Raw genomic sequence first — 18,557 nt, 5'->3', positions numbered from 1 at the left:
TAAAAATGAAAAAATTATTTGTGCTTGCTGCTCTTTTGTTTTTGAATTTTGTAGATGCTCAAAATAAAACGCAAGTTCCTTTTACAGAAACACCGATTGTTTTAAAAATCAACATCGATCAGCTTTTTGGTACGTTAACAATGCCTGATTTGAAAACAAAATGCCCGGTAGCCTTAATCATTTCGGGTTCGGGTCCTACGGATCGCAACGGAAATAATCCGATGATGAAAAACAATTCTCTGAAAATGCTGGCAGAAGCCCTGGCAAAAAACGGAATTGCCTCATTGCGATACGATAAAAGAGGAATTGGGGAAAGCAAACCATCAGCCATTTCAGAGCAAACTCTTGTATTTGAGAATTACACTGAAGATGCCAAAAGCTGGATCAATTTGTTAAAGCAAGACCTTCGCTTCTCTCAGATTATTGTAATCGGACACAGCGAAGGTTCCTTAATTGGAATGATTGCCGGAGCAAAAGCTAATAAATTTATCTCCATTGCGGGGGCGGGAGAATCTGCTGACAAGTTAATCAAAACACAAATCGCCTCTAAATCAAATAAACAAATAGAGGAAATGACTTTCCCTATTATTGATAGCCTAAAAAGTGGCCATACTGTGAACAAAGTAGATCCAATGCTGAATTCTCTTTTTAGACCAAGCATTCAGCCCTATTTAATTTCATGGTTTAAATACGATCCGAAAACCGAAATCAAAAAGTTAAACATTCCTATTTTAATCGTTCAGGGAAATCAGGATTTACAAGTAACCGTAAAAGATGCTGAGCTTCTATCACAGGCCAATAAAAATGCGGAACTCCTGATCATTGATAAAATGAATCATATCATGAAAATTGTCGACGGAGACCATCACACCAATCTCGAAAGTTATAAAAACGAAAGTTTACCTGTCTCAGAAATCATGATCGATAAGATTATTTCTTTCATTAAAAAATAATTCCAATCATAAAAAGCTTAAAAAACCGTTTGAATATATAATTCAGACGGTTTTTTGTTTTTTAAGAAACAGGAGTATACTCTTATGTTTTACAAAAACTTTATATACGAACTCCACCAAAAAAAACTATTTTTGCAGCAATCAGTTAGCAATTTAACCCCTCAATTTATTTATATGTTAAAGAAAGTTTTAAAAATAACAGCCATAGTTCTTGTGGTCCTAGTAGCGGCCTTATTTGCCATTCCGTATTTCTTTAAAGATCAAATAAAAGCCAAAATTTCAGAAGCTATTAACGAAAGCGTTGATGCGAAAGTAAGTTTTACAGATGCCGATTTAAGTTTGTTTAGAAACTTTCCGAACGCCACAGTGGGAATCGAAAAACTGGTGATTATCAACAAAGCTCCTTTCGAAGGAGACACTTTGGTTTCATTAGGCGAGCTGAATTTAAAGATGAGTATCAAAGAGCTTTTTAAAGGAAAAGACGAACCTTTAAACATACAGGGAGTCAGTTCTACAAATGGTCTGATTAATATTATTTTTAACAAAGATGGTGTTGGCAATTTTGATATTGCCCTAAAAAACAAAGAAAAAGAAGTGAAAGACGATAAAAGTAAGCCGCTTTCGCTGAAAATTCAAAATTATAAAATTGAACAATTTACTTTCAGGTATATTGATCAGAGATCTAAAATAAAAATGGTAATTGACAGCCTAAACCATGAAGGAACAGGTGATTTTACCAACTCAAAATTAGATTTGACCACAAAGTCTACCGCCAACGTTTCTTTGGATATGGATAAAATCAATTACATGAAAAATGTAAAACTGACTTTAGACGCTGTCTTAGGAATTGACCTTGATAAAAGCAAATATACCTTTAAAGAGAATAAAGCTTTAATCAATCAGCTGCCTTTAGAGTTTGACGGATTTATTCAGATGGCAGATGCCGGACAGATTTATGATCTAAAGTTTAAGACTCCCACTTCGGCTTTTACAAACTTCTTAGGACTGATCCCTTCGGCTTACGCCGCAAGTCTGGATGGTGTAAAGACTACCGGAGATTTTACAGTTGCCGGTTTTGCTAAAGGGGAACTGACGGATACTACGGTTCCTAAATTTAATATTGCGATTGCTTCAAACAATGCTTCGTTTCAATATCCAAACCTGCCAAAGTCGGTTCAGAATATTGTAATTGATACGAAAATCATCAACGAAACAGGGATTCTGAATGATACTTATGTAAATCTGGATAAACTCTCCTTCCGAATTGATCAGGATGTTTTTAACGCCAAAGCCAACATCAAAAACATCACACAAAATCCTATGGTGAACGCAGCTTTAAAAGGGACGATCAACCTGTCGAATCTTTCTAAAGCGTACCCAATTAAAATGGACAAACCCCTTGCAGGTATTTTAAAAGCCGATGTTACCACACAATTTGATATGGCTTCTGTTGAAAAAAGCCAATATCAGAATATTAAAAACTCTGGAACAATGAGTTTGTCAGGATTTAAATATACGGACGAGAACAACAAATCGATGAACATTAGCACGGCATTGGTTGAGTTTAATCCGAGTACTATAAACCTGAAGAAATTTGACGCTACGACCGGAAAAAGTGACTTAAGTATTAATGGTGTACTGGAAAACTTCTATGGTTTTATGTTCAAAAAACAAGAGCTGAGAGGAAATTTCAATATGAGTTCAAACCAGTTAGCGGTTGATGATTTTATGACTTCGAGAACGGCTGCAACAGAGAAAACGGCTGCAAAACCATCTGAGGCTATGAAGATTCCTGCTTTTTTAAATTGTACTTTAAATGCCAAAGCCACTACGGTTTTATACGACAATCTAAAACTAAAAGACGTTTCGGGCAGGTTGATTGTGAAGGATGAAAAAGCAACTTTGGAAAACTTTAAAACATCGATTTTTGGAGGAACAATTGGTCTTAACGGAGCTGTTTCTACCAAAACAAAGGTGCCTACTTTTGATATGAATTTAGGTTTCAATCAGGTGGATATTGCGCAAACTTTTACGCAATTAGACATGATGAAAAAGATTGCTCCTTTGGCCGGAATCATCAACGGAAAACTAAATTCGACTATAAAATTAAACGGAAACTTAGACGACAAAGAATTAACTCCGGACTTAAAATCGATTTCAGGAGATTTGATTGGTCAGTTGCTTTCGACTACTGTAAATTCTAAAAACTCAACGGTTTTAAATGCCTTAACTTCAAACCTGAAATTTATTGATCCTAATAAAATAAATCTGAATGATATTAAAGCAGCCTTAACGTTTGATAACGGAAAAGTGAGTGTAAAACCATTTGACATCAAATATCAGGACATTAAGATTACAGTTGGCGGTACGCACGGTTTTGACCAAACGATGAATTACAATTTAAAATTAGACGTTCCTGCAAAATATTTAGGAAATGAAGCCAATGCTTTTCTGGCAAAAATGTCTCCTGCGGATGCTGCAAAACTGCAAAACATTCCGATAAATGCTATTGTTAGCGGTAATTTTTCGAATCCAAAAATAACAACGGATATGAAAAGCGCAGTGACGAGTCTGGCGACACAAGTTGCGAATCAACAAAGAGACAAACTGACTCAAAAAGGAACTTCGGCCCTTAATGATTTTATCAATAAAAATACAAAGGCAAAAGACACCACAAAAGCAGCTGCAACCGAAAAAGAGCAGAAAACTCAGGAAGTTACTAAAAAAGCCAGTGACTTAATCAATGGCTTGTTTAAGAAGAAAAACTAAAGAAAAAAAGGCATCTACGGATGCCTTTTTTGTTGTTCTTATATTTTTAAATTGCTTGTCGGATACCACTAACTTTCCCATTATTCAGGATGGAGTTTATGATTTTCACATAATCCTTTTTAGTGTGTAAATTAATATCTATTCCGATGCTGCAATTGTCGTAAGGTTCGTATTTTTTAAGGTTAGAGACCGAGAAAAGCCCAATCGTTGGAGTCTGCACTGCGCTGGCCAAATGCATAATTCCGCTATCAGCTCCAATAAACAAGTCGGCATTGGCAATTACAGATCCTATTTCGCGGATATCCTTGCTGTAAAATGTTGGGGCCTGAAATGCAATCTGCGAAACATTTTCTACTGGCAGAATTTCAATAATATTATAATCTTTATATTCTTCCTTTAGTTGTGCGTAGAAGTTCTCCCACCACTCCTCTGACAAGCATTTTGCGCCTGTTGCATAAGTAAAAATACAAATTGTTCTTTTACAGTTTTGTACTAAATCATTTAAGATTTTCTTTCCTTCGACAATTTCAGAAGAAGACAATCTAAGGTCAATCGGGGCTATTATTTTATTACTTTTTGCTAATCCAAGTTTCGTTAAATAATGTCGGAAGTTATAAACAGGATATTTCGCAATATGATCGTAGTCTTTTTTTAGAAGTTGAGATTCATCGTTTGAATCTCCGTAGAATTTATATTTAGCATTAGAGAACTGGACTGCTAAACGTCCTGAAGAAGAGTTTTGATCTACGTTGATCGCAACATCGTATTTTTGTGTTTTTATTGAAATCCAGACATTCAGGTATTCCAATAAGCTTTTGAATGGTTTTTTAGGCAAACCGATTACTTTATTAATATTTTGATAATTTCCAAAAATTACCAGAGCTAAAGCTCCCTTAACAAACAAATCGACTTTACAATTTGGAAACATATCGTTGACTTCCTGAACAAGCGGCGTAATCAATAATAAGTTTCCGAGTCTGGCATTTGGCCTGCAAATCAGGACCCGCCTAATTTCTGTTTTATCCACTAAAACAATATGCTGCTCTGATCTTGGCTTTCCAATGTTCTTAGTGAGACGGTGCATTACGCTGCGCCTGACCACATTTATTCGTTTTAAAACACTCATCTTTATAATTCATTTATTAATTAAATATTTGTCCTTGGAAATTCAAAAAAAAACTTTCATTTCGCTTTTTGCTAAACTAGGTTCTCTTTAGATTTAAAATTAAAATCTTCTAATAAATAATTATTATAAAATTGTAATCAAATGTTTCAACATTCAAATTACAATTTTACTAAAACTGTATTATAAATACACTAAAACACTAATAAACAATTCCTTACAAAGTGCTTTTCTTCCTTTAAATGTTAAACTGCAATACTAACCACATAACCTTCCGAACCTCTTACATTAAAAACAGTTCCGTTCTCAAAGATTAAATACTGCCCCTTAATTCCGGTCAATTTACCCTGAAAAGTTGGGGTTTTATCCAGATTCAGACTTGTTACTTTGGTCGGATAATTTAAAACCGGATAGTGCAGTTCATACAAATCATTCTTTTGCGAATAAAAATATTCCTGTACTTCTGCCGGAATTAAGCTTTCCACTTTTGCTTTCTCGGCAAGCAGGTCAAAACTTTCCCCTGTATTCTGAAGCATCTTTCTCCAGTTTGTTTTGTCGGTATAATGGTCTTTTAGTGCGACCTCTGTAATTCCGGCCAAATATCGGTTTGGAACTTCAACAATCGCAATGGCCTGAGTTGCTCCCTGATCGATCCAGCGTGTTGGCACCTGAGTTTTACGAGTTACCCCAACTTTTACCTCACTTGCCAAAGCCAGATAAACAACGTGAGGCTGAAGCTGTACTTTTTGTTCGTACTCCAAATCCCGGTCTGCAATTCCCAGATGCGCCGTACTCAGTTCCGGACGCATAATCCAATCACCAACAGCAGGGCTCGAATAAAAGCATTCGTAGCAAAACCCTTGTCGGTAGATCTTTTTCTTCTTATGGCAGTTCAGACATTCAAATCCCACAAAACTGATCTCAATTTCCTTGTTTAGTAATTGATTCATGTTTAGAAAACTGTCTTCGAAAACCAAATAATACTGAATTGGAGCCCCTATTTCAGTTTGCATTTTTGTAAGTACGCCTTGATATGTCATTAGAATTGAGATTGCTGATTGTAGATTTTAGATTTGCCTGCCTGAATTCTGAATTTTAAGAATTAAAATTCAGCTGAACCGGAATGTTTAATAAAAATAGAATGTTATTTTTTACAAAAAAACACTATTTTTGATACAACGGCAAAGTTAGTATTTGTCTTTCGATATTCAAATTTTAAGGTTCCTGATTTTACGCGAATTGTAAAATCTAAAATCTACAATCAGCAATCTAAAATATAAATTTCACTCATGCCCTTATCAATAATCAACTCTTTTGCTTCTTGGGTCCTAAAACAAAGGATACATCAAATAGAACTTTTTCTAAAATATCCGAATGAAGTTCAGGAAGAGCTGCTGCACAATTTATTGACAGCTTCAGAAAATACTATTATAGGGAAACAGTATGATTTTGAGTCGATCAATTCCTATCAAACTTTTGCCGAAAGGGTGCCAATTGCTACCTACGAAGAGCTTCAACCTTTGATTGAACGTACCCGACAAGGGGAACAAAATGTATTTTGGGAAACTCCTATAAAATGGTTTGCTAAATCGAGCGGAACTACAAATGCAAAAAGTAAATTTATTCCTGTGAGTAATGAGGCCCTAGAGGATTGTCATTATAAAGGGAGTAAAGATTTACTTTGTCTGTACCTCAACAACAATGAGGATTCGGAATTGTTTCTGGGCAAAAGTCTTCGTCTGGGTGGAAGTTCACAGATCTACGAAAACAACAATACTTTCTTTGGTGATTTATCTGCCATTTTGATTGAAAACATGCCTATTTGGGCTGAATTTAGCAGTACTCCAAGCAGTAAAACTTCGCTGATGAGCGAGTGGGAATCCAAAATTGCTGCGATTATAAATGAAACGAAAAACGAAAATGTAACCAGTTTTGCAGGCGTTCCGTCGTGGATGCTCGTTTTAATGAACAAAGTTTTAGAAAATACAGGAAAGGAAAGTCTTTTGGATATTTGGCCAAATCTGGAAGTTTATTTTCACGGAGGCGTAAGTTTTTCTCCGTATAAAGAACAATATAAAAAAATTCTACCAAGCAAAGATTTCAGGTACTACGAAATCTATAATGCGTCGGAAGGCTTTTTTGCTATTCAGGATTTAAACAATTCGAGCGATTTACTGTTGATGCTGGATTATGGTATTTTCTACGAATTCATATCAATGGATACATTCGGAACTCCGAATCAAAAAGTAATCCGTTTGGCCGATGTTGAATTGAATAAAAACTATGCGATTGTCATTACCACAAATTCCGGTTTATGGCGCTATTTGATTGGAGATACCGTTCGTTTTACTTCTTTGAATCCGTATCGAATCAGAGTAACAGGAAGAACCAAACATCATATTAATGTTTTCGGAGAAGAACTAATGGTCGAAAATACCGATCAGGCCATTGCCAAAGCCTGTCAACTGACGCACACCGAAGTGATCGATTATACCGTTGCGCCTATTTTTATGCAGGACAAGGAAAAAGGAGCTCACGAATGGATGATCGAATTCAAGAAAAAACCTGCTGATGTGGGACTTTTTCAAAAAGTATTGGATGAAACACTACAAACTTTAAATTCTGATTACGAAGCCAAACGTCACAACAATATGACTTTAAATCCTTTGGTGATTAATGTGGCACGTGAGAACTTGTTTTACGACTGGCTAAAAGAGCGTGACAAATTAGGCGGACAGCATAAGATTCCAAGGCTTTCGAATCAGAGGGATTATTTGGAGCAATTGAAAGAAATGTAGTTTTTTATAAAAACTTTAATGAAATACCACGTTAGTTAGAATGGGATCAACAGAAAAAATTCAGAATTTAATTCCAATAGGTTATCTGTTTCTTGTCGTGCTGGGAATTTTAAAAGAATGTGTTTTCTTTTTCCAATTGAAAATAAACATTCTGAAATATTCAACCATTATGGATATTCTGATCAGCCCCATTGCTGATCTAACTGCAAATCCGATTATCATTTTAAGTCTAATTGTTTTCGCCGTTCTTATCTTAGTTTTTCTGAGTTTGTGCTACAAGGATCGCAACAAAAGCTGGGCAAAAAAATTAATCGGCACTAAACCGGATGGCGATAAATTTTCAGACCTAGAGATCAAGAGCAAGCTAAAACATTTTTTTCTAGTTTCTATTGGAATTGGATTGCTTAGTTTTTTTCTTGGTTTGGGAATTGGCGAAGGTCATAAAATTGCAGAGAAAATCAGGCTTAATAAACTGAAATACGAGCAAAAACTTACCTTTAACACAGGCGAAACCGAAGCCATTTTTTTGATAGATGTAAATAGCGCTTATTATTTTTATCTGACTCCGAAAAATAATGCGATCAAAATTGCTCCTCTCGGATCTATTAAAAATATTGAGTTAACAAACTTCAAATCTGCAAAATGAAAAGTTCACTTTTGATTTTACTGTTTATTCTCGTTTCCTGTACCAAAGAACAGCATTCAAAAATAATTGTTCTCCAACCTTTGGGGGATTTCAAAACAGAGCAGGCAAAAAATGTTTATCATAAAATACAAACGATTAACCCTAATGTTGTTTTAAGAGCCAACATTCCCTTCCCGGAAAATGCATTTTACCCGGCCAGAAACAGGTATCGTGCCGACACTATTATTAAAACCATCAAAGATAATGTGAGTAAAGATTCTGTAATCGTGGGTTTATCCAACAGCGACATTAGCGTTACCAAAGGTAAAAACAAAGATTGGGGCGTTATGGGACTGGGCTATCATCCAGGCAAATCCTGCGTGGTTTCTGATTTTAGACTGAGCAAAAGAAACAAAGAAGCACAATTCTATAAGCTTGTTTTACATGAGCTGGGTCATACCGAAGGTTTGCCTCATTGTCCGGTAAAAACATGTTTAATGAGGGATGCTGAAGGAAAAAATCATTTAGATAAAGAAAACGCCTTTTGCTTAAAATGTAAAAACTATTTAATTGAAAAAGGGTGGAACCTAAGTAATCTTACCACCTGATAACTCACCATACAAACTTCCGAATTAACCAAAAACCAAAATAAAATGAGCAACAAAAAATTTAGTGAAATGACTACTGAAGAGTTACGTAAAAGCGAAAAAATATCAAAATCAGCCGCGTATGCATTTGCCGTAATTTTTCTTTTATTACTTATCGCTAACATCTACCTTGTATTTTTAAAAGGATTTAGTGCTATTCAAATTGTTCCTATTGCCTTACTGCCACTACTTCTCTTAATTTTTAAGACTTTCAAAGACATTAAAACTGAATTAAAATCCAGAGAAAAATAAGACCCAATACTATTGCCGAATCGCATTAGGGATAGAAGTGAAAATCCTTTTGTGCTGGGGTTCGGCACAAAAGATTGAAGCGTATAGCCCGACCCGCTTTTTCAGCGGGACATGCCCATAAAAAAACCTTAGCTTTTATAAAAACTAAGGTTTTTTTGATTTATTTCAACCGTCGAGTAAAAGGACTTTGACTTCGCTCAGCCTGACGATAGGTTTACATCATATCGATGTACCTGTCGTGGTATCCTAATAAATATAAAACTCCGTCAAGACCCAGGCTTGAAATTGAGGTTGCAGCGTTTTCTTTTACTTTTGGTTTGGCGTGAAAAGCAATTCCCAAACCTGCTAAATTTAGCATTGGTAAGTCATTGGCACCGTCTCCGACCGCTATGGTCTGATTGATGTGAATTCCTTCTTTTTCGGCGATTGCTTTAAGGTATTCAGCTTTTTTCTGACCGTCTACAATATCGCCTATGTATTTACCAGTTAGCTTACCGTCTTTGATTTCCAATCGATTCGCATGAACATAATCGATACCCAATTCTTTCTGTAAATACTCTCCAAAATAGGTGAATCCCCCAGACAATATTGCCGTTTTATATCCGTAATATTTTAAGGCTTTCATCAAGCGATGCGCTCCTTTTGTAATGGGTAAATTGAGGGCAACATTTTGCAAAACATCTTCGCTTAGCCCTTCGAGCAAAGCCATACGCTGTTTGAAACTTTCGTTGAAATCAATCTCACCATTCATTGCCGATTCAGTGATAGCACGAACCTCATCTCCTACTCCGTTCAGCTCAGCCAGTTCATCAATTACTTCGGTCTGAATTAAAGTCGAGTCCATATCGAAGCAAACCAAACGTCTGTTTCTTCTGTAAATATTGTCTTCCTGAAATGAAATATCGACATCCAGAGTTCTGGAAATCTCCATGAAACTTGCCGTCATATGGATCTTATCTACAATTTCGCCGGTCACAGATAATTGTATGCAGGAACGCGGATATTCTTCTATTTCTACAATAGAGGCTCTCCCTGTTAATCTTATAATAGAATCAATGTTCAGATGCTGGTCTGACATTATTTTAGTCACAGCAGCCAACTGAGAAGCGGTCAGTTTTTCGCCCAGAATATTGATAATGTAACGCTGTTTGGACTGTGATTTTACCCACTTTTCGTAATCGTCAATAGAGATCGGAATAAATTTTACTTTAATTTCCAACTCATAAGCTTTGAACAGCAAGTCTTTTAAAACCGGGCCCGAGGAGGAACCAGCCTGAATTTCAAATAAAATCCCCAGAGAAAGTGTATCATGAATATCGGCCTGACCAATATCTAAAATATTAGCATCGTAAGTTGCCAATACAGCAGTCAAACCTGCCGTCACTCCTATTTTATCATGTCCTGAAACTTTTAATAAAATAATCTCTTTATCTTCTGTTACCATTTTATCTTTATTGATTTTTCGAAGTGACAAAAATCGACAATCTAAAGTTGATAAAAAAAGATATTGATTGTTTTTTAAAAAGAAAAAGCACCTAAGAATGTGCTTTTTGGAGTAATTTAACAATTATGTTCCTGGATCAAAATAACCTAACTTTTTTAATCTCAGAACTGTTTTTTCACCAAAGATTTCAAGGATCAGAATACTGAATCCTTGAAATCTTTTTGGTTGTGGATAAAATTAAAGATATCTATTAACCCTGCATATTTTCGTCAAAGTTTACCATCCAGCTTACACCGAATTTATCTTTAAACATTCCGAAATAAGCTCCCCAAAAGGTTTTCGCCATTGGCATAAAAACGGCTCCTCCTGCTGAGAGTCCGTTGAAAATTCGATCTCCTTCTGCTGCGCTGTCAACATTTATTGAGATTGAAAAATTCCCACCAAAAACTACATCTCCTGATTGTTCACTGCTATCACTTCCCATTAAGATTGTATTACCAATTGGCAAAGAAACGTGCATGATTCGGTTGCCATCTTTTTCAGATACCGGACCACATCCTTCTTCACCTGCCGGCATTTCATTAAATCTTCCAAGAAACGGAAATTCTCCTCCAAAAACGGATTGATAAAATAGAAATGCTTCTTCACAATTTCCGTTAAAAATTAAATAAGGGTTTACTGCTGTTGCCATGATATTTGTTTTTTTGTTTGTTGTTTGTTTTTTATTGTTCTGAAAGTTCTTTGGCTGTTTCCAGTCCTTTAGGAAAGGCTTCTTTAAAATAATCGATGTATTTTTCGACTACATCTACCTGAGCAACCAAATCGGTAAATTCGTCATCGGCTGTTAATCGATACGTTTCCATGGCACCTGTCCACTTTTTGGTTTCTTCATCAAGAGGCAATTCTTGAAAGTCTTTGATTTCGCCTATATGTTTAAAAGCCATATACTCATTTGGAATTTTCGTTTCAATAACACTATTCATTCCTTCTCCATTTGGAGACAAGAAATGTATTTTATCCCCCTGATTCCATTCGCTTATTGCGTATGAACCTTCACAAAAAGATCCTGTCCACTTCCTATACGTTTCCTCATTCCATAAAACCGACCAGACTTTCTGTACCGGAGCTTTAATTCTAATTTTAAATTCTAAAGTTTCCATACTATGATAGTTTACTAAAATCCATAAATAATACGTTCCAACGATGACCGTCTAAATCCGCAAAACCGCAACCGTACATCCAGCCCTGACTTTCTGCTGCTGGAGCAAAAACAGTTCCTCCGGCCTCTTTAACTTTTTGAGCCAGATCATTGACCTCGGCAATACTTTCGGCATCAATCGAGATCAAAACTTCTGAACTTGTTTGGGTATCGGTAAGTTTATTTTGAGAAAAACTGGCAAACAATGCTTCTTCAAAAAGCATCACTACAAATTTTCCTTCTCCAACCACCATGCAAGTCGAACTTGCTGTATCGTGTTCTTCATTAAAAGAGAATCCTATTTTTGAAAAAAAAGCTTTTGATTTTGCCACCTCTTTTACTGGCAAATTCAGCCATATTTGCTTTGTCATTCTTACTGCTTTTAAAATTAAATTCTTTCTCTGTGATGTCAATCGGCGCCTTTGTCACTTTGTCACTTTGCCTCTTTGAACCTTAAAAAAACTAATTGCTCTCCGTATAACTTTTAAAATTATCCATGATCGCCTGCCAGCCACCGCGTTGCATTTCTTCCGGATTTTGCGTTTCAGGATCAAAACTTTCAATGACCTCTACCCCGTTTGCTGTTTCTTTAAAAGTAATTTCTACTTTTCTTCCATCTTCTAAAACATACTCAATTGCTTTATTTTTTTCTACTACAATGTATTCGCCTCCAAAATCAAAACTCATACTACCATCTTTTGCAGCCATAGTCGATGAAAATTTCCCTCCTACTCTCAGATCATTTTCAGCATGAGGTGTATGCCAGTCCGGAGAAGCAAAATTCCATTTTGTAATGTGTTCCGGTGCCGTCCAAAATTCCCAAACTTTGTCTACTGATGCATTAATCGTGTTTTGTACTGTTATCATTTTATTGCTTTTTTAGTTATACTTTTTAAATTGGTTCTTGTTCCGTTTTTTATTTAGTTATTTTCAACATAGTTTTTAAAACAGTCTATCACGGCCTGACACCATTGCTTTTGCATGTTTTCAGGATTTTCTGTTTCAGGTTGAAATTTTTCTGTAAGAATTACTTTTTCATCATTTTCTTCAAAATGAACACTTCCGATTCTGTTATCGGATAGTTTATACTCTATTACTAAAAAGGTTTCTACCCCAGTGTAAACTCCTTCATAATCAAAAGTTGCAGTTCCGTCTTTCGCAGCCATCGTATATTTGAATTTACCTCCAACTCTCAAATCATTTTCAACATAAGTTGTATGCCAGTCTGGAGAACCAAAACTCCATTTTGTTATGTGTTTCGGCTTTGTCCAAAATTCCCAAGCTTTGTTTACAGTTGTATTAATGGTGCTTTGTACTGTTATCATTGTTTATTTATTAAAATCAAAGATGTTTCTTTATAAAATTACAAATTATTTAAAGCAAATTTAATTTTTTAAGATTAGCTTTAAGTTACATTAAAAGTCGTTTTTAGGGTCATTTAAGACAAAATACTTACTTTTGTAGACTATCATTTTTCTAAAAACAAGTACTATCATGACTAAGAAAGTAGGATTAATTGTGCCGCACGACTATAAATTGCTAAGTATTGCGGCCATTTTAGAAGTTTTTGAAACCGCTAATAAACTCTCTAAAGAAAACGAGAAGCCTTTTGATATTATGGTATTTCAATCGGCAGAACAAATCAATGAAGGACATTTGTTTGGGTATAAGGTTAATCCGATTGAAGATTCTAATACAATCCTCGAACTTATTTTGATCCCCGCTTTTACTACTGATAATATGAGCGAAATGATTGCAAAGAACAAAAACTTTATTCCCTGGCTGAAAAAACACCACCAGTCCGGAGCCGAACTGGCCAGTTTTTGTACCGGTGCCTTTTTGTTTGCAGCTTCGGGTTTGCTCAACGAAAAGTTAGCCACAACACACGTTGATGCCTGCAGCGCTTTTACCAAAGCATTCCCGCTAGTAAAATTAAAACCCGAGGAAACTTTAACCGCAGATGGCAGTTTATACACTAGTGGAGGCTCTACCTCAACCTTTCATTTACTGATTCTTCTAGTTCAAAAATACTGTGGAAATGAAATTGCGGTTCAAATTGCGAAGATTTTCTCGATCGACCTAAACCGATACAAGCAGAGTTATTTCAGCACCTTTAGACCAAATCATTTGCACAATGATACTTTAGTTGCCATGCTGCAGCAAAAAATAGAAAGCCAATACCATACAATCGAAAAACTAGAAGAAATTACAAAAGACATTCCTACGAGCACTCGTAATATGACGCGACGTTTCAAACAAGTTACGGGTATCCCGCCAATTGAGTATTTGCAAAATATAAGAGTGGAAAGCTCTAAAAAATATCTGGAACAAACCCAACTTTCGATTTCTGAGATTATTGAGAAAACAGGCTACAATGATCCCAAAGCCTTTAGAAAAGTATTTTTTAAAATGGTGGGCATGAAACCTATTGAGTATCGGGAGAAGTTTAGGGTGCAGTAATCTTTTTCAGGAGCAGAAAAATCATTTTTCAAAACAACCCGTTGTCCCGCTCTACACTATATCTTTTACTGCGAACACCGCAGTAAAAGGATACCGTTTCGATCAGGGCTAAAAAAGGAATTATACTTTTCATAAGAAAAAGAATTAAAAGCCCTCTATTTTATGACTTAATAATCCACATCAAAACTTTTTTATTTGCTTTCAAAAGTCCGTCAATTTCCTTCATATTCTCATTAGAGACAGCTGGACAACCCCAACCTTCGGGTGTTCCTTTCGGGTAAACTTCATGGCTTGAAATAGCATCCCAGGAATGCAAAACTATCGCCCGATTTCTGGCATTTGAATTTGACTTCTCTTTTCCCTGTAATATATAATTGACTTTAATTCCCCATTGACTTACTCCGCGATCTAAAATAACAAACTTACCTGTTGAAGAACAATGCGAGTCGAATTTATTGCTTATAACCGCATTATCTTTTGATGAAGTCCCTCCCCAGTTGTTATCACCGCAACCATGACTTACCATATATGATTGTACTATTTTATTTTTCTTAAAGTCATAAACAAAGAATCTCTTGAGACCGGAATGAACACCTAAATCTATTAAGAAAAATGTATCCTGATTTAGATTATTATGCTTGCAATATTGCTGTGCTTCTTTATAATAAGCACTGTAATTGATTTCTTTGGTTTCGCCGTGAAGTCTCTCTTTTTTATTAAAAGAAAACAAGACCAACATAATGACTAGGCACAATATTTTTTTCATGTCGCCAATTTACATAAAAATGAAAATGAAAACAATTTCAAAAAAACAAAAAAACCTGTCCGAATTAACGAACAGGTTTTTTACTATTTTCCTATATTCAACTTCTCCTTTTTCTAAATTGGAGCGATCTAAGAAAATAAAGAATAGTACCAATAAGCAAAAAAAGAATAACAAAATAAAAATAACTTATAAGATAATAAGTATCATAGAGGCAAATTGTATAGAAACGCTCAGAAAAGTAGGAACAGATCAATAACAAAACGCACAAAGCTAAAAAAATCAAATAGTTTCTAGTTATTCTTTTCATCGACGATTATTAAAAAAAGCATTATACATTTTAAAATGACCTAAATATATATCCTGAAAACTAATATCTTCAATAACACCATGAATTAATGTTTCTGGAAATTCTTGATACAGTAGTTTGGTTTCAACAATTGATTTAATGTCCAAAACCAAATCTTTCATTTTTCTCGGATCTAAATTTTCTTTCTCCAATTCTTCGATCCTAGATTTCGAAATTATCATTTGGTTCTTATGAATTAATGTCTCAATCACATAATAAGGAACCAAGATACTTAAATGCAAAGTAATCGAGCACAATTCACCTCCTCCAACAATATTCAAAAAAAAGGTATAACATCGATCTTCCCAATCCAGTCTGGAAAAATCTTCAAAACCCCTTAAAACTAAATCTTTATCAAATTCGACTCTAATACTATTTCGTAGTTTCTGATTTTCCTCAGAATCAAAATATTCAATTAATGCTTTCAATCTTTCATACTCCATAGTTTCTAAATACAATTCCTTTTGAGTCCATGGACATATATTCTTAGGATAATATAAATATGCTATTTCTTTTAAAACTTCTCTTATCATATCTAAATAATTTAATCGCAATTTCCGGTCCCAAATAGACTCGTTTTATATTCTGTAGCTTTAATATTTGATGTTGAATTAAAATTTACAATACCTCCATTAGTATATTCACGATACTCATCTATTAATTTCTGACGAAAATACATGCTTACTGTTACTTCTGAAGCTTCGGTCCTTCCATACTTTTTTACTACATCATCCATAACCAATTGAAGAACTTTCGCAGAAACGGTTGCAGCTACACCTGAAATCACATCTCCATTCCCTTTATTATAGTTTATTGGCATGCCAAAACTTATTGGTTGAGGATAATTAATAACGTGGGTTATTTGAACTTTATTCGGTGGAGTTAATAAAACAATTTTAAATTGAACATTTTTAACCACAGCTTCTTGCCAATTAGCCCCTTTTTTCGACGTAAAATTAAAACTCTCACAGCTAGGCGGAATAACTTTAGTTACCGTTGACCCTGTAGAACTACTACTTCCTCCACCTCCGGGAGACTTCACATATCCCTTTGGACTGTTACCCTTCGATCCTGAATTTAAACTCCCTCCATAAGAGCCTCCAGCGCTTCCACCTCCTCCATACTCCTGCTTATTCTCGGATTTTTCTCTGCGGATGATTACTTCATCTAACTCAAAAGGATCTGATTTAGCTGTCGATTTATTCAGACGCTCTGACTCCTCCGAAGAGATTACCCTAAGTCCAGTTAGCGCTGCTGTCGTATTGGAGTTTTCAAATTTTGCCCCATTTACAAATCCCCTTTCTAAATCCCAGGCAATGATATATCCATTAAAGTTAACTAAATCTCCTGAAGTTTTTATTTTTTCTAAAGATTCTGATAAAGGGAGTATTTCATATATTGTGGCCGAAAAATCATTTTTATTTTCTAAAGGGTATAAATACAATACTTTCTGACCTTTATAAGCATCACTAAGATTATTATCTCTAACGGGAACTACAAGTGCCTCAGTCCCATTTTCAAAAGTTTCCGTGATTGCACTATCCCAATTATAAACCTGACTTTTAAACGACGAATCAATTTTTACTTTTGATTGATACTGTTCAAACCAAACCCTCGCTTGACTAACCTTAATAGATTGCTCTATTTTTTGTTCACTTCCTGCTTCCTCTGAAACACAACGACCTGTTAACACTGCAACTCCTAAAACCATTAAGAGGATTGCCATTTTTTTAATATTTTTCATACAAATATATTTTCATAAATATAAGAAAAATATTATAATGAATAATAAAAATCATAAGTTTTATTTTACAAAATAAAAAAACCTGTTCGTTAAGCCGAACAGGTTTTTTCTAAATTATTAAATCTTATTATAGAAACTTATGAAGCGATTTCCATGCGTTTCAATAGATTTTTATTTAAAGTATGTTTTGCATAATCTTTGTCGATGCTTAAAACTTTATCATCTGAACTTGGCAATTCGTACATGGCATCGGTTAAAATTGCTTCACATAACGAACGCAATCCACGTGCTCCTAATTTGTATTCTAATGCTTTGTCGACAATAAAATCTAATGCTTCGTCTGTGATTGTAAACTCAACATCATCCATTAAGAATAATTTTTGATATTGTTTTACTAAGGCATTCTTAGGCTGTGTCAGAATTGCACGCAATGTTTCTTTATCTAAAGGATCCATATGCGTTAAAACCGGTAAACGCCCTATAATCTCAGGAATCAATCCAAAATCTTTAATATCTTTTGGAATGATGTATTGCAATAAATTGTCTTTATCAATGTTATCTACATTTTTAGAAGTCGAATATCCAACAGCCTGACGGTTCAAACGTTTAGAGATGATACGTTCAACACCATCAAAAGCACCACCTGCAATAAACAGGATGTTTTGTGTGTTTACTTCAACAAATTTTTGGTCCGGATGTTTACGCCCTCCTTTTGGTGGTACGTTTACAACGGTTCCTTCCAATAATTTCAATAAAGCCTGTTGCACTCCTTCACCGGAAACGTCACGCGTGATGGATGGATTATCGCTCTTACGGGCAATTTTATCAATCTCATCAATAAACACTATCCCTCTTTCGGCTTTGGTTACATCATAATCGGCGGCTTGTAGTAGACGTGTCAAAATACTTTCAACATCTTCTCCTACATACCCTGCTTCTGTAAGCACAGTTGCATCAACGATAGCCAAAGGAACATCTAACATTTTAGCGATTGTTTTCGCCACTAATGTTTTTCCTGTTCCGGTTTGTCCCACCATGATGATGTTACTTTTTTCAATCTCTACTTCGTCGTCTAATTGCTGTTGCATTAAACGTTTGTAGTGATTGTAAACAGCAACCGACATTACTTTTTTAGTCTGATCCTGGCCAATAACATATTGATCCAAGAAAGCTCTGATTTCTTTTGGTTTCTTTAAAATTAAGTCCCCAACAAGTTTTGCGCTTCCGCTTGATTTTAATTCTTCTAATACAATTCCATGTGCCTGTTCAATACACTTATCACAGATATGTGCATTAATACCCGCAATCAATAAATTGGTTTCTGGCTTTTTTCTTCCACAAAACGAACATTCTAATACTACTTTAGCCATTCTTTTTTAGTTACTAAGCTGCAAAGTTACTAAGTTTCTGAGATTTATTACTAAAACCTTAA

Annotated in this window: 19 protein-coding genes; 7 read left to right on the top strand and 12 right to left on the bottom strand. The window is 35.1% G+C overall.

What is annotated here, in order from left to right; all coding sequences use genetic code 11:
• The first annotated feature begins 5 nt into the window (after positions 1-5).
• Positions 6-953: an alpha/beta hydrolase gene (locus OGZ34_RS08390; protein ID WP_263362733.1), complete on the top strand. Its 948-nt coding sequence runs from the start codon at positions 6-8 to the stop codon at positions 951-953.
• 174 nt (positions 954-1,127) lie between these two features.
• Positions 1,128-3,722, top strand: coding sequence for an AsmA family protein (locus tag OGZ34_RS08385; protein WP_263362732.1), 2,595 nt, complete (start codon positions 1,128-1,130; stop codon positions 3,720-3,722).
• A gap of 46 nt (positions 3,723-3,768) precedes the next feature.
• Here the strand turns inward: OGZ34_RS08385 and OGZ34_RS08380 are convergent, their stop codons facing one another.
• Together OGZ34_RS08380 and OGZ34_RS08375 are read right to left on the bottom strand one after the other, a co-directional pair.
• A complete protein-coding gene (locus OGZ34_RS08380; protein ID WP_263362731.1) occupies positions 3,769-4,848 on the bottom strand; it encodes a glycosyltransferase family 9 protein in 1,080 nt (359 codons plus the stop codon).
• Positions 4,849-5,090: 242 nt separating this feature from the next.
• On the bottom strand, positions 5,091-5,885 hold the full coding sequence (locus tag OGZ34_RS08375) for a DUF2797 domain-containing protein (protein WP_263362730.1): 795 nt from the start codon (positions 5,883-5,885) through the stop codon (positions 5,091-5,093).
• Positions 5,886-6,134: 249 nt separating this feature from the next.
• Between OGZ34_RS08375 and OGZ34_RS08370 the strand changes: the two genes are divergently transcribed.
• From OGZ34_RS08370 to OGZ34_RS08355, 4 genes are read left to right on the top strand one after another with little or no spacing between them, the layout of a single operon-like run.
• Complete coding sequence (locus tag OGZ34_RS08370) at positions 6,135-7,643, top strand: GH3 auxin-responsive promoter family protein (protein WP_173965472.1); 1,509 nt, start codon at positions 6,135-6,137, stop codon at positions 7,641-7,643.
• A gap of 40 nt (positions 7,644-7,683) precedes the next feature.
• Entirely contained in the window at positions 7,684-8,289 is a 606-nt protein-coding gene (locus OGZ34_RS08365; RefSeq protein ID WP_263362729.1) for a hypothetical protein, read from the top strand.
• Entirely contained in the window at positions 8,286-8,876 is a 591-nt protein-coding gene (locus OGZ34_RS08360; protein WP_263362728.1) for a Zn-dependent protease, read from the top strand. Before OGZ34_RS08365 ends, OGZ34_RS08360 begins: the two co-directional genes overlap by 4 nt.
• 45 nt (positions 8,877-8,921) lie before the next feature.
• On the top strand, positions 8,922-9,167 hold the full coding sequence (locus tag OGZ34_RS08355; protein ID WP_263362727.1) for a redox-active disulfide protein 2: 246 nt from the start codon (positions 8,922-8,924) through the stop codon (positions 9,165-9,167).
• A gap of 214 nt (positions 9,168-9,381) precedes the next feature.
• Here OGZ34_RS08355 and serB read toward each other — a convergent pair whose 3' ends face one another.
• The 6 genes from serB to OGZ34_RS08325 form a co-directional block, all read right to left on the bottom strand.
• Entirely contained in the window at positions 9,382-10,611 is a 1,230-nt protein-coding gene (gene serB, locus OGZ34_RS08350; protein ID WP_263362726.1) for a phosphoserine phosphatase SerB, read from the bottom strand.
• Between the two features lie 250 nt (positions 10,612-10,861).
• Positions 10,862-11,302, bottom strand: coding sequence for a VOC family protein (locus OGZ34_RS08345; RefSeq protein ID WP_173965467.1), 441 nt, complete (start codon positions 11,300-11,302; stop codon positions 10,862-10,864).
• A gap of 31 nt (positions 11,303-11,333) precedes the next feature.
• Positions 11,334-11,771 (bottom strand): SRPBCC family protein, encoded by a 438-nt coding sequence (locus OGZ34_RS08340; RefSeq protein ID WP_173965466.1) that lies wholly within the window; start codon positions 11,769-11,771, stop codon positions 11,334-11,336.
• 1 nt (position 11,772) lies between these two features.
• Positions 11,773-12,180: a VOC family protein gene (locus OGZ34_RS08335; protein WP_263362724.1), complete on the bottom strand. Its 408-nt coding sequence runs from the start codon at positions 12,178-12,180 to the stop codon at positions 11,773-11,775.
• 91 nt (positions 12,181-12,271) lie between these two features.
• A complete protein-coding gene (locus OGZ34_RS08330; protein WP_173965464.1) occupies positions 12,272-12,676 on the bottom strand; it encodes an SRPBCC family protein in 405 nt (134 codons plus the stop codon).
• Positions 12,677-12,729: 53 nt separating this feature from the next.
• On the bottom strand, positions 12,730-13,134 hold the full coding sequence (locus tag OGZ34_RS08325; RefSeq protein WP_263362723.1) for an SRPBCC domain-containing protein: 405 nt from the start codon (positions 13,132-13,134) through the stop codon (positions 12,730-12,732).
• Between the two features lie 169 nt (positions 13,135-13,303).
• Here OGZ34_RS08325 and OGZ34_RS08320 point away from each other — a divergent pair, with 169 nt between their 5' ends.
• Positions 13,304-14,269: a GlxA family transcriptional regulator gene (locus OGZ34_RS08320; RefSeq protein ID WP_263362722.1), complete on the top strand. Its 966-nt coding sequence runs from the start codon at positions 13,304-13,306 to the stop codon at positions 14,267-14,269.
• A 160-nt stretch (positions 14,270-14,429) separates the two neighbouring features.
• Here the strand turns inward: OGZ34_RS08320 and OGZ34_RS08315 are convergent, their stop codons facing one another.
• From OGZ34_RS08315 to clpX, 4 genes are all read right to left on the bottom strand, one after another.
• Complete coding sequence (locus OGZ34_RS08315; protein ID WP_263362721.1) at positions 14,430-15,035, bottom strand: murein L,D-transpeptidase catalytic domain family protein; 606 nt, start codon at positions 15,033-15,035, stop codon at positions 14,430-14,432.
• A gap of 303 nt (positions 15,036-15,338) precedes the next feature.
• Positions 15,339-15,914, bottom strand: a complete 576-nt coding sequence (locus OGZ34_RS08310) for a hypothetical protein (protein WP_263362720.1) — start codon at positions 15,912-15,914, stop codon at positions 15,339-15,341.
• Between the two features lie 11 nt (positions 15,915-15,925).
• Positions 15,926-17,125, bottom strand: coding sequence for a hypothetical protein (locus tag OGZ34_RS08305; RefSeq protein WP_263362719.1), 1,200 nt, complete (start codon positions 17,123-17,125; stop codon positions 15,926-15,928).
• A 137-nt stretch (positions 17,126-17,262) separates the two neighbouring features.
• On the bottom strand, positions 17,263-18,495 hold the full coding sequence (clpX, locus tag OGZ34_RS08300) for an ATP-dependent Clp protease ATP-binding subunit ClpX (RefSeq protein WP_173965460.1): 1,233 nt from the start codon (positions 18,493-18,495) through the stop codon (positions 17,263-17,265).
• Between the last annotated feature and the right edge of the window lie 62 nt (positions 18,496-18,557).

Origin of the sequence: Flavobacterium collinsii, from assembly GCF_946903285.1 — a bacterium.
GTDB classification, from domain to species: domain Bacteria; phylum Bacteroidota; class Bacteroidia; order Flavobacteriales; family Flavobacteriaceae; genus Flavobacterium; species Flavobacterium collinsii.
The sequence above is the reverse complement of the archived record's forward strand: the minus strand, read 5'-3'. Positions and strand labels throughout refer to the sequence as shown.

Bases quoted from the DNA above. Each gene is read 5' to 3' on its own strand.
- serB (WP_263362726.1), bottom strand. From the start codon at position 10,611: ATGGTAACAGAAGATAAAGAGATTATTTTATTAAAAGTTTCAGGACAT.
- OGZ34_RS08370 (WP_173965472.1), top strand. From the start codon at position 6,135: ATGCCCTTATCAATAATCAACTCTTTTGCTTCTTGGGTCCTAAAACAA.
- OGZ34_RS08365 (WP_263362729.1), top strand. From the start codon at position 7,684: ATGGGATCAACAGAAAAAATTCAGAATTTAATTCCAATAGGTTATCTG.
- OGZ34_RS08355 (WP_263362727.1), top strand. From the start codon at position 8,922: ATGAGCAACAAAAAATTTAGTGAAATGACTACTGAAGAGTTACGTAAA.
- OGZ34_RS08375 (WP_263362730.1), bottom strand. From the start codon at position 5,885: ATGACATATCAAGGCGTACTTACAAAAATGCAAACTGAAATAGGGGCT.
- OGZ34_RS08360 (WP_263362728.1), top strand. From the start codon at position 8,286: ATGAAAAGTTCACTTTTGATTTTACTGTTTATTCTCGTTTCCTGTACC.
- OGZ34_RS08380 (WP_263362731.1), bottom strand. From the start codon at position 4,848: ATGAGTGTTTTAAAACGAATAAATGTGGTCAGGCGCAGCGTAATGCAC.
- OGZ34_RS08340 (WP_173965466.1), bottom strand. From the start codon at position 11,771: ATGGAAACTTTAGAATTTAAAATTAGAATTAAAGCTCCGGTACAGAAA.
- OGZ34_RS08325 (WP_263362723.1), bottom strand. From the start codon at position 13,134: ATGATAACAGTACAAAGCACCATTAATACAACTGTAAACAAAGCTTGG.
- OGZ34_RS08315 (WP_263362721.1), bottom strand. From the start codon at position 15,035: ATGAAAAAAATATTGTGCCTAGTCATTATGTTGGTCTTGTTTTCTTTT.
- OGZ34_RS08330 (WP_173965464.1), bottom strand. From the start codon at position 12,676: ATGATAACAGTACAAAACACGATTAATGCATCAGTAGACAAAGTTTGG.
- OGZ34_RS08385 (WP_263362732.1), top strand. From the start codon at position 1,128: ATGTTAAAGAAAGTTTTAAAAATAACAGCCATAGTTCTTGTGGTCCTA.
- clpX (WP_173965460.1), bottom strand. From the start codon at position 18,495: ATGGCTAAAGTAGTATTAGAATGTTCGTTTTGTGGAAGAAAAAAGCCA.
- OGZ34_RS08305 (WP_263362719.1), bottom strand. From the start codon at position 17,125: ATGAAAAATATTAAAAAAATGGCAATCCTCTTAATGGTTTTAGGAGTT.
- OGZ34_RS08390 (WP_263362733.1), top strand. From the start codon at position 6: ATGAAAAAATTATTTGTGCTTGCTGCTCTTTTGTTTTTGAATTTTGTA.
- OGZ34_RS08320 (WP_263362722.1), top strand. From the start codon at position 13,304: ATGACTAAGAAAGTAGGATTAATTGTGCCGCACGACTATAAATTGCTA.
- OGZ34_RS08310 (WP_263362720.1), bottom strand. From the start codon at position 15,914: ATGATAAGAGAAGTTTTAAAAGAAATAGCATATTTATATTATCCTAAG.
- OGZ34_RS08335 (WP_263362724.1), bottom strand. From the start codon at position 12,180: ATGACAAAGCAAATATGGCTGAATTTGCCAGTAAAAGAGGTGGCAAAA.
- OGZ34_RS08345 (WP_173965467.1), bottom strand. From the start codon at position 11,302: ATGGCAACAGCAGTAAACCCTTATTTAATTTTTAACGGAAATTGTGAA.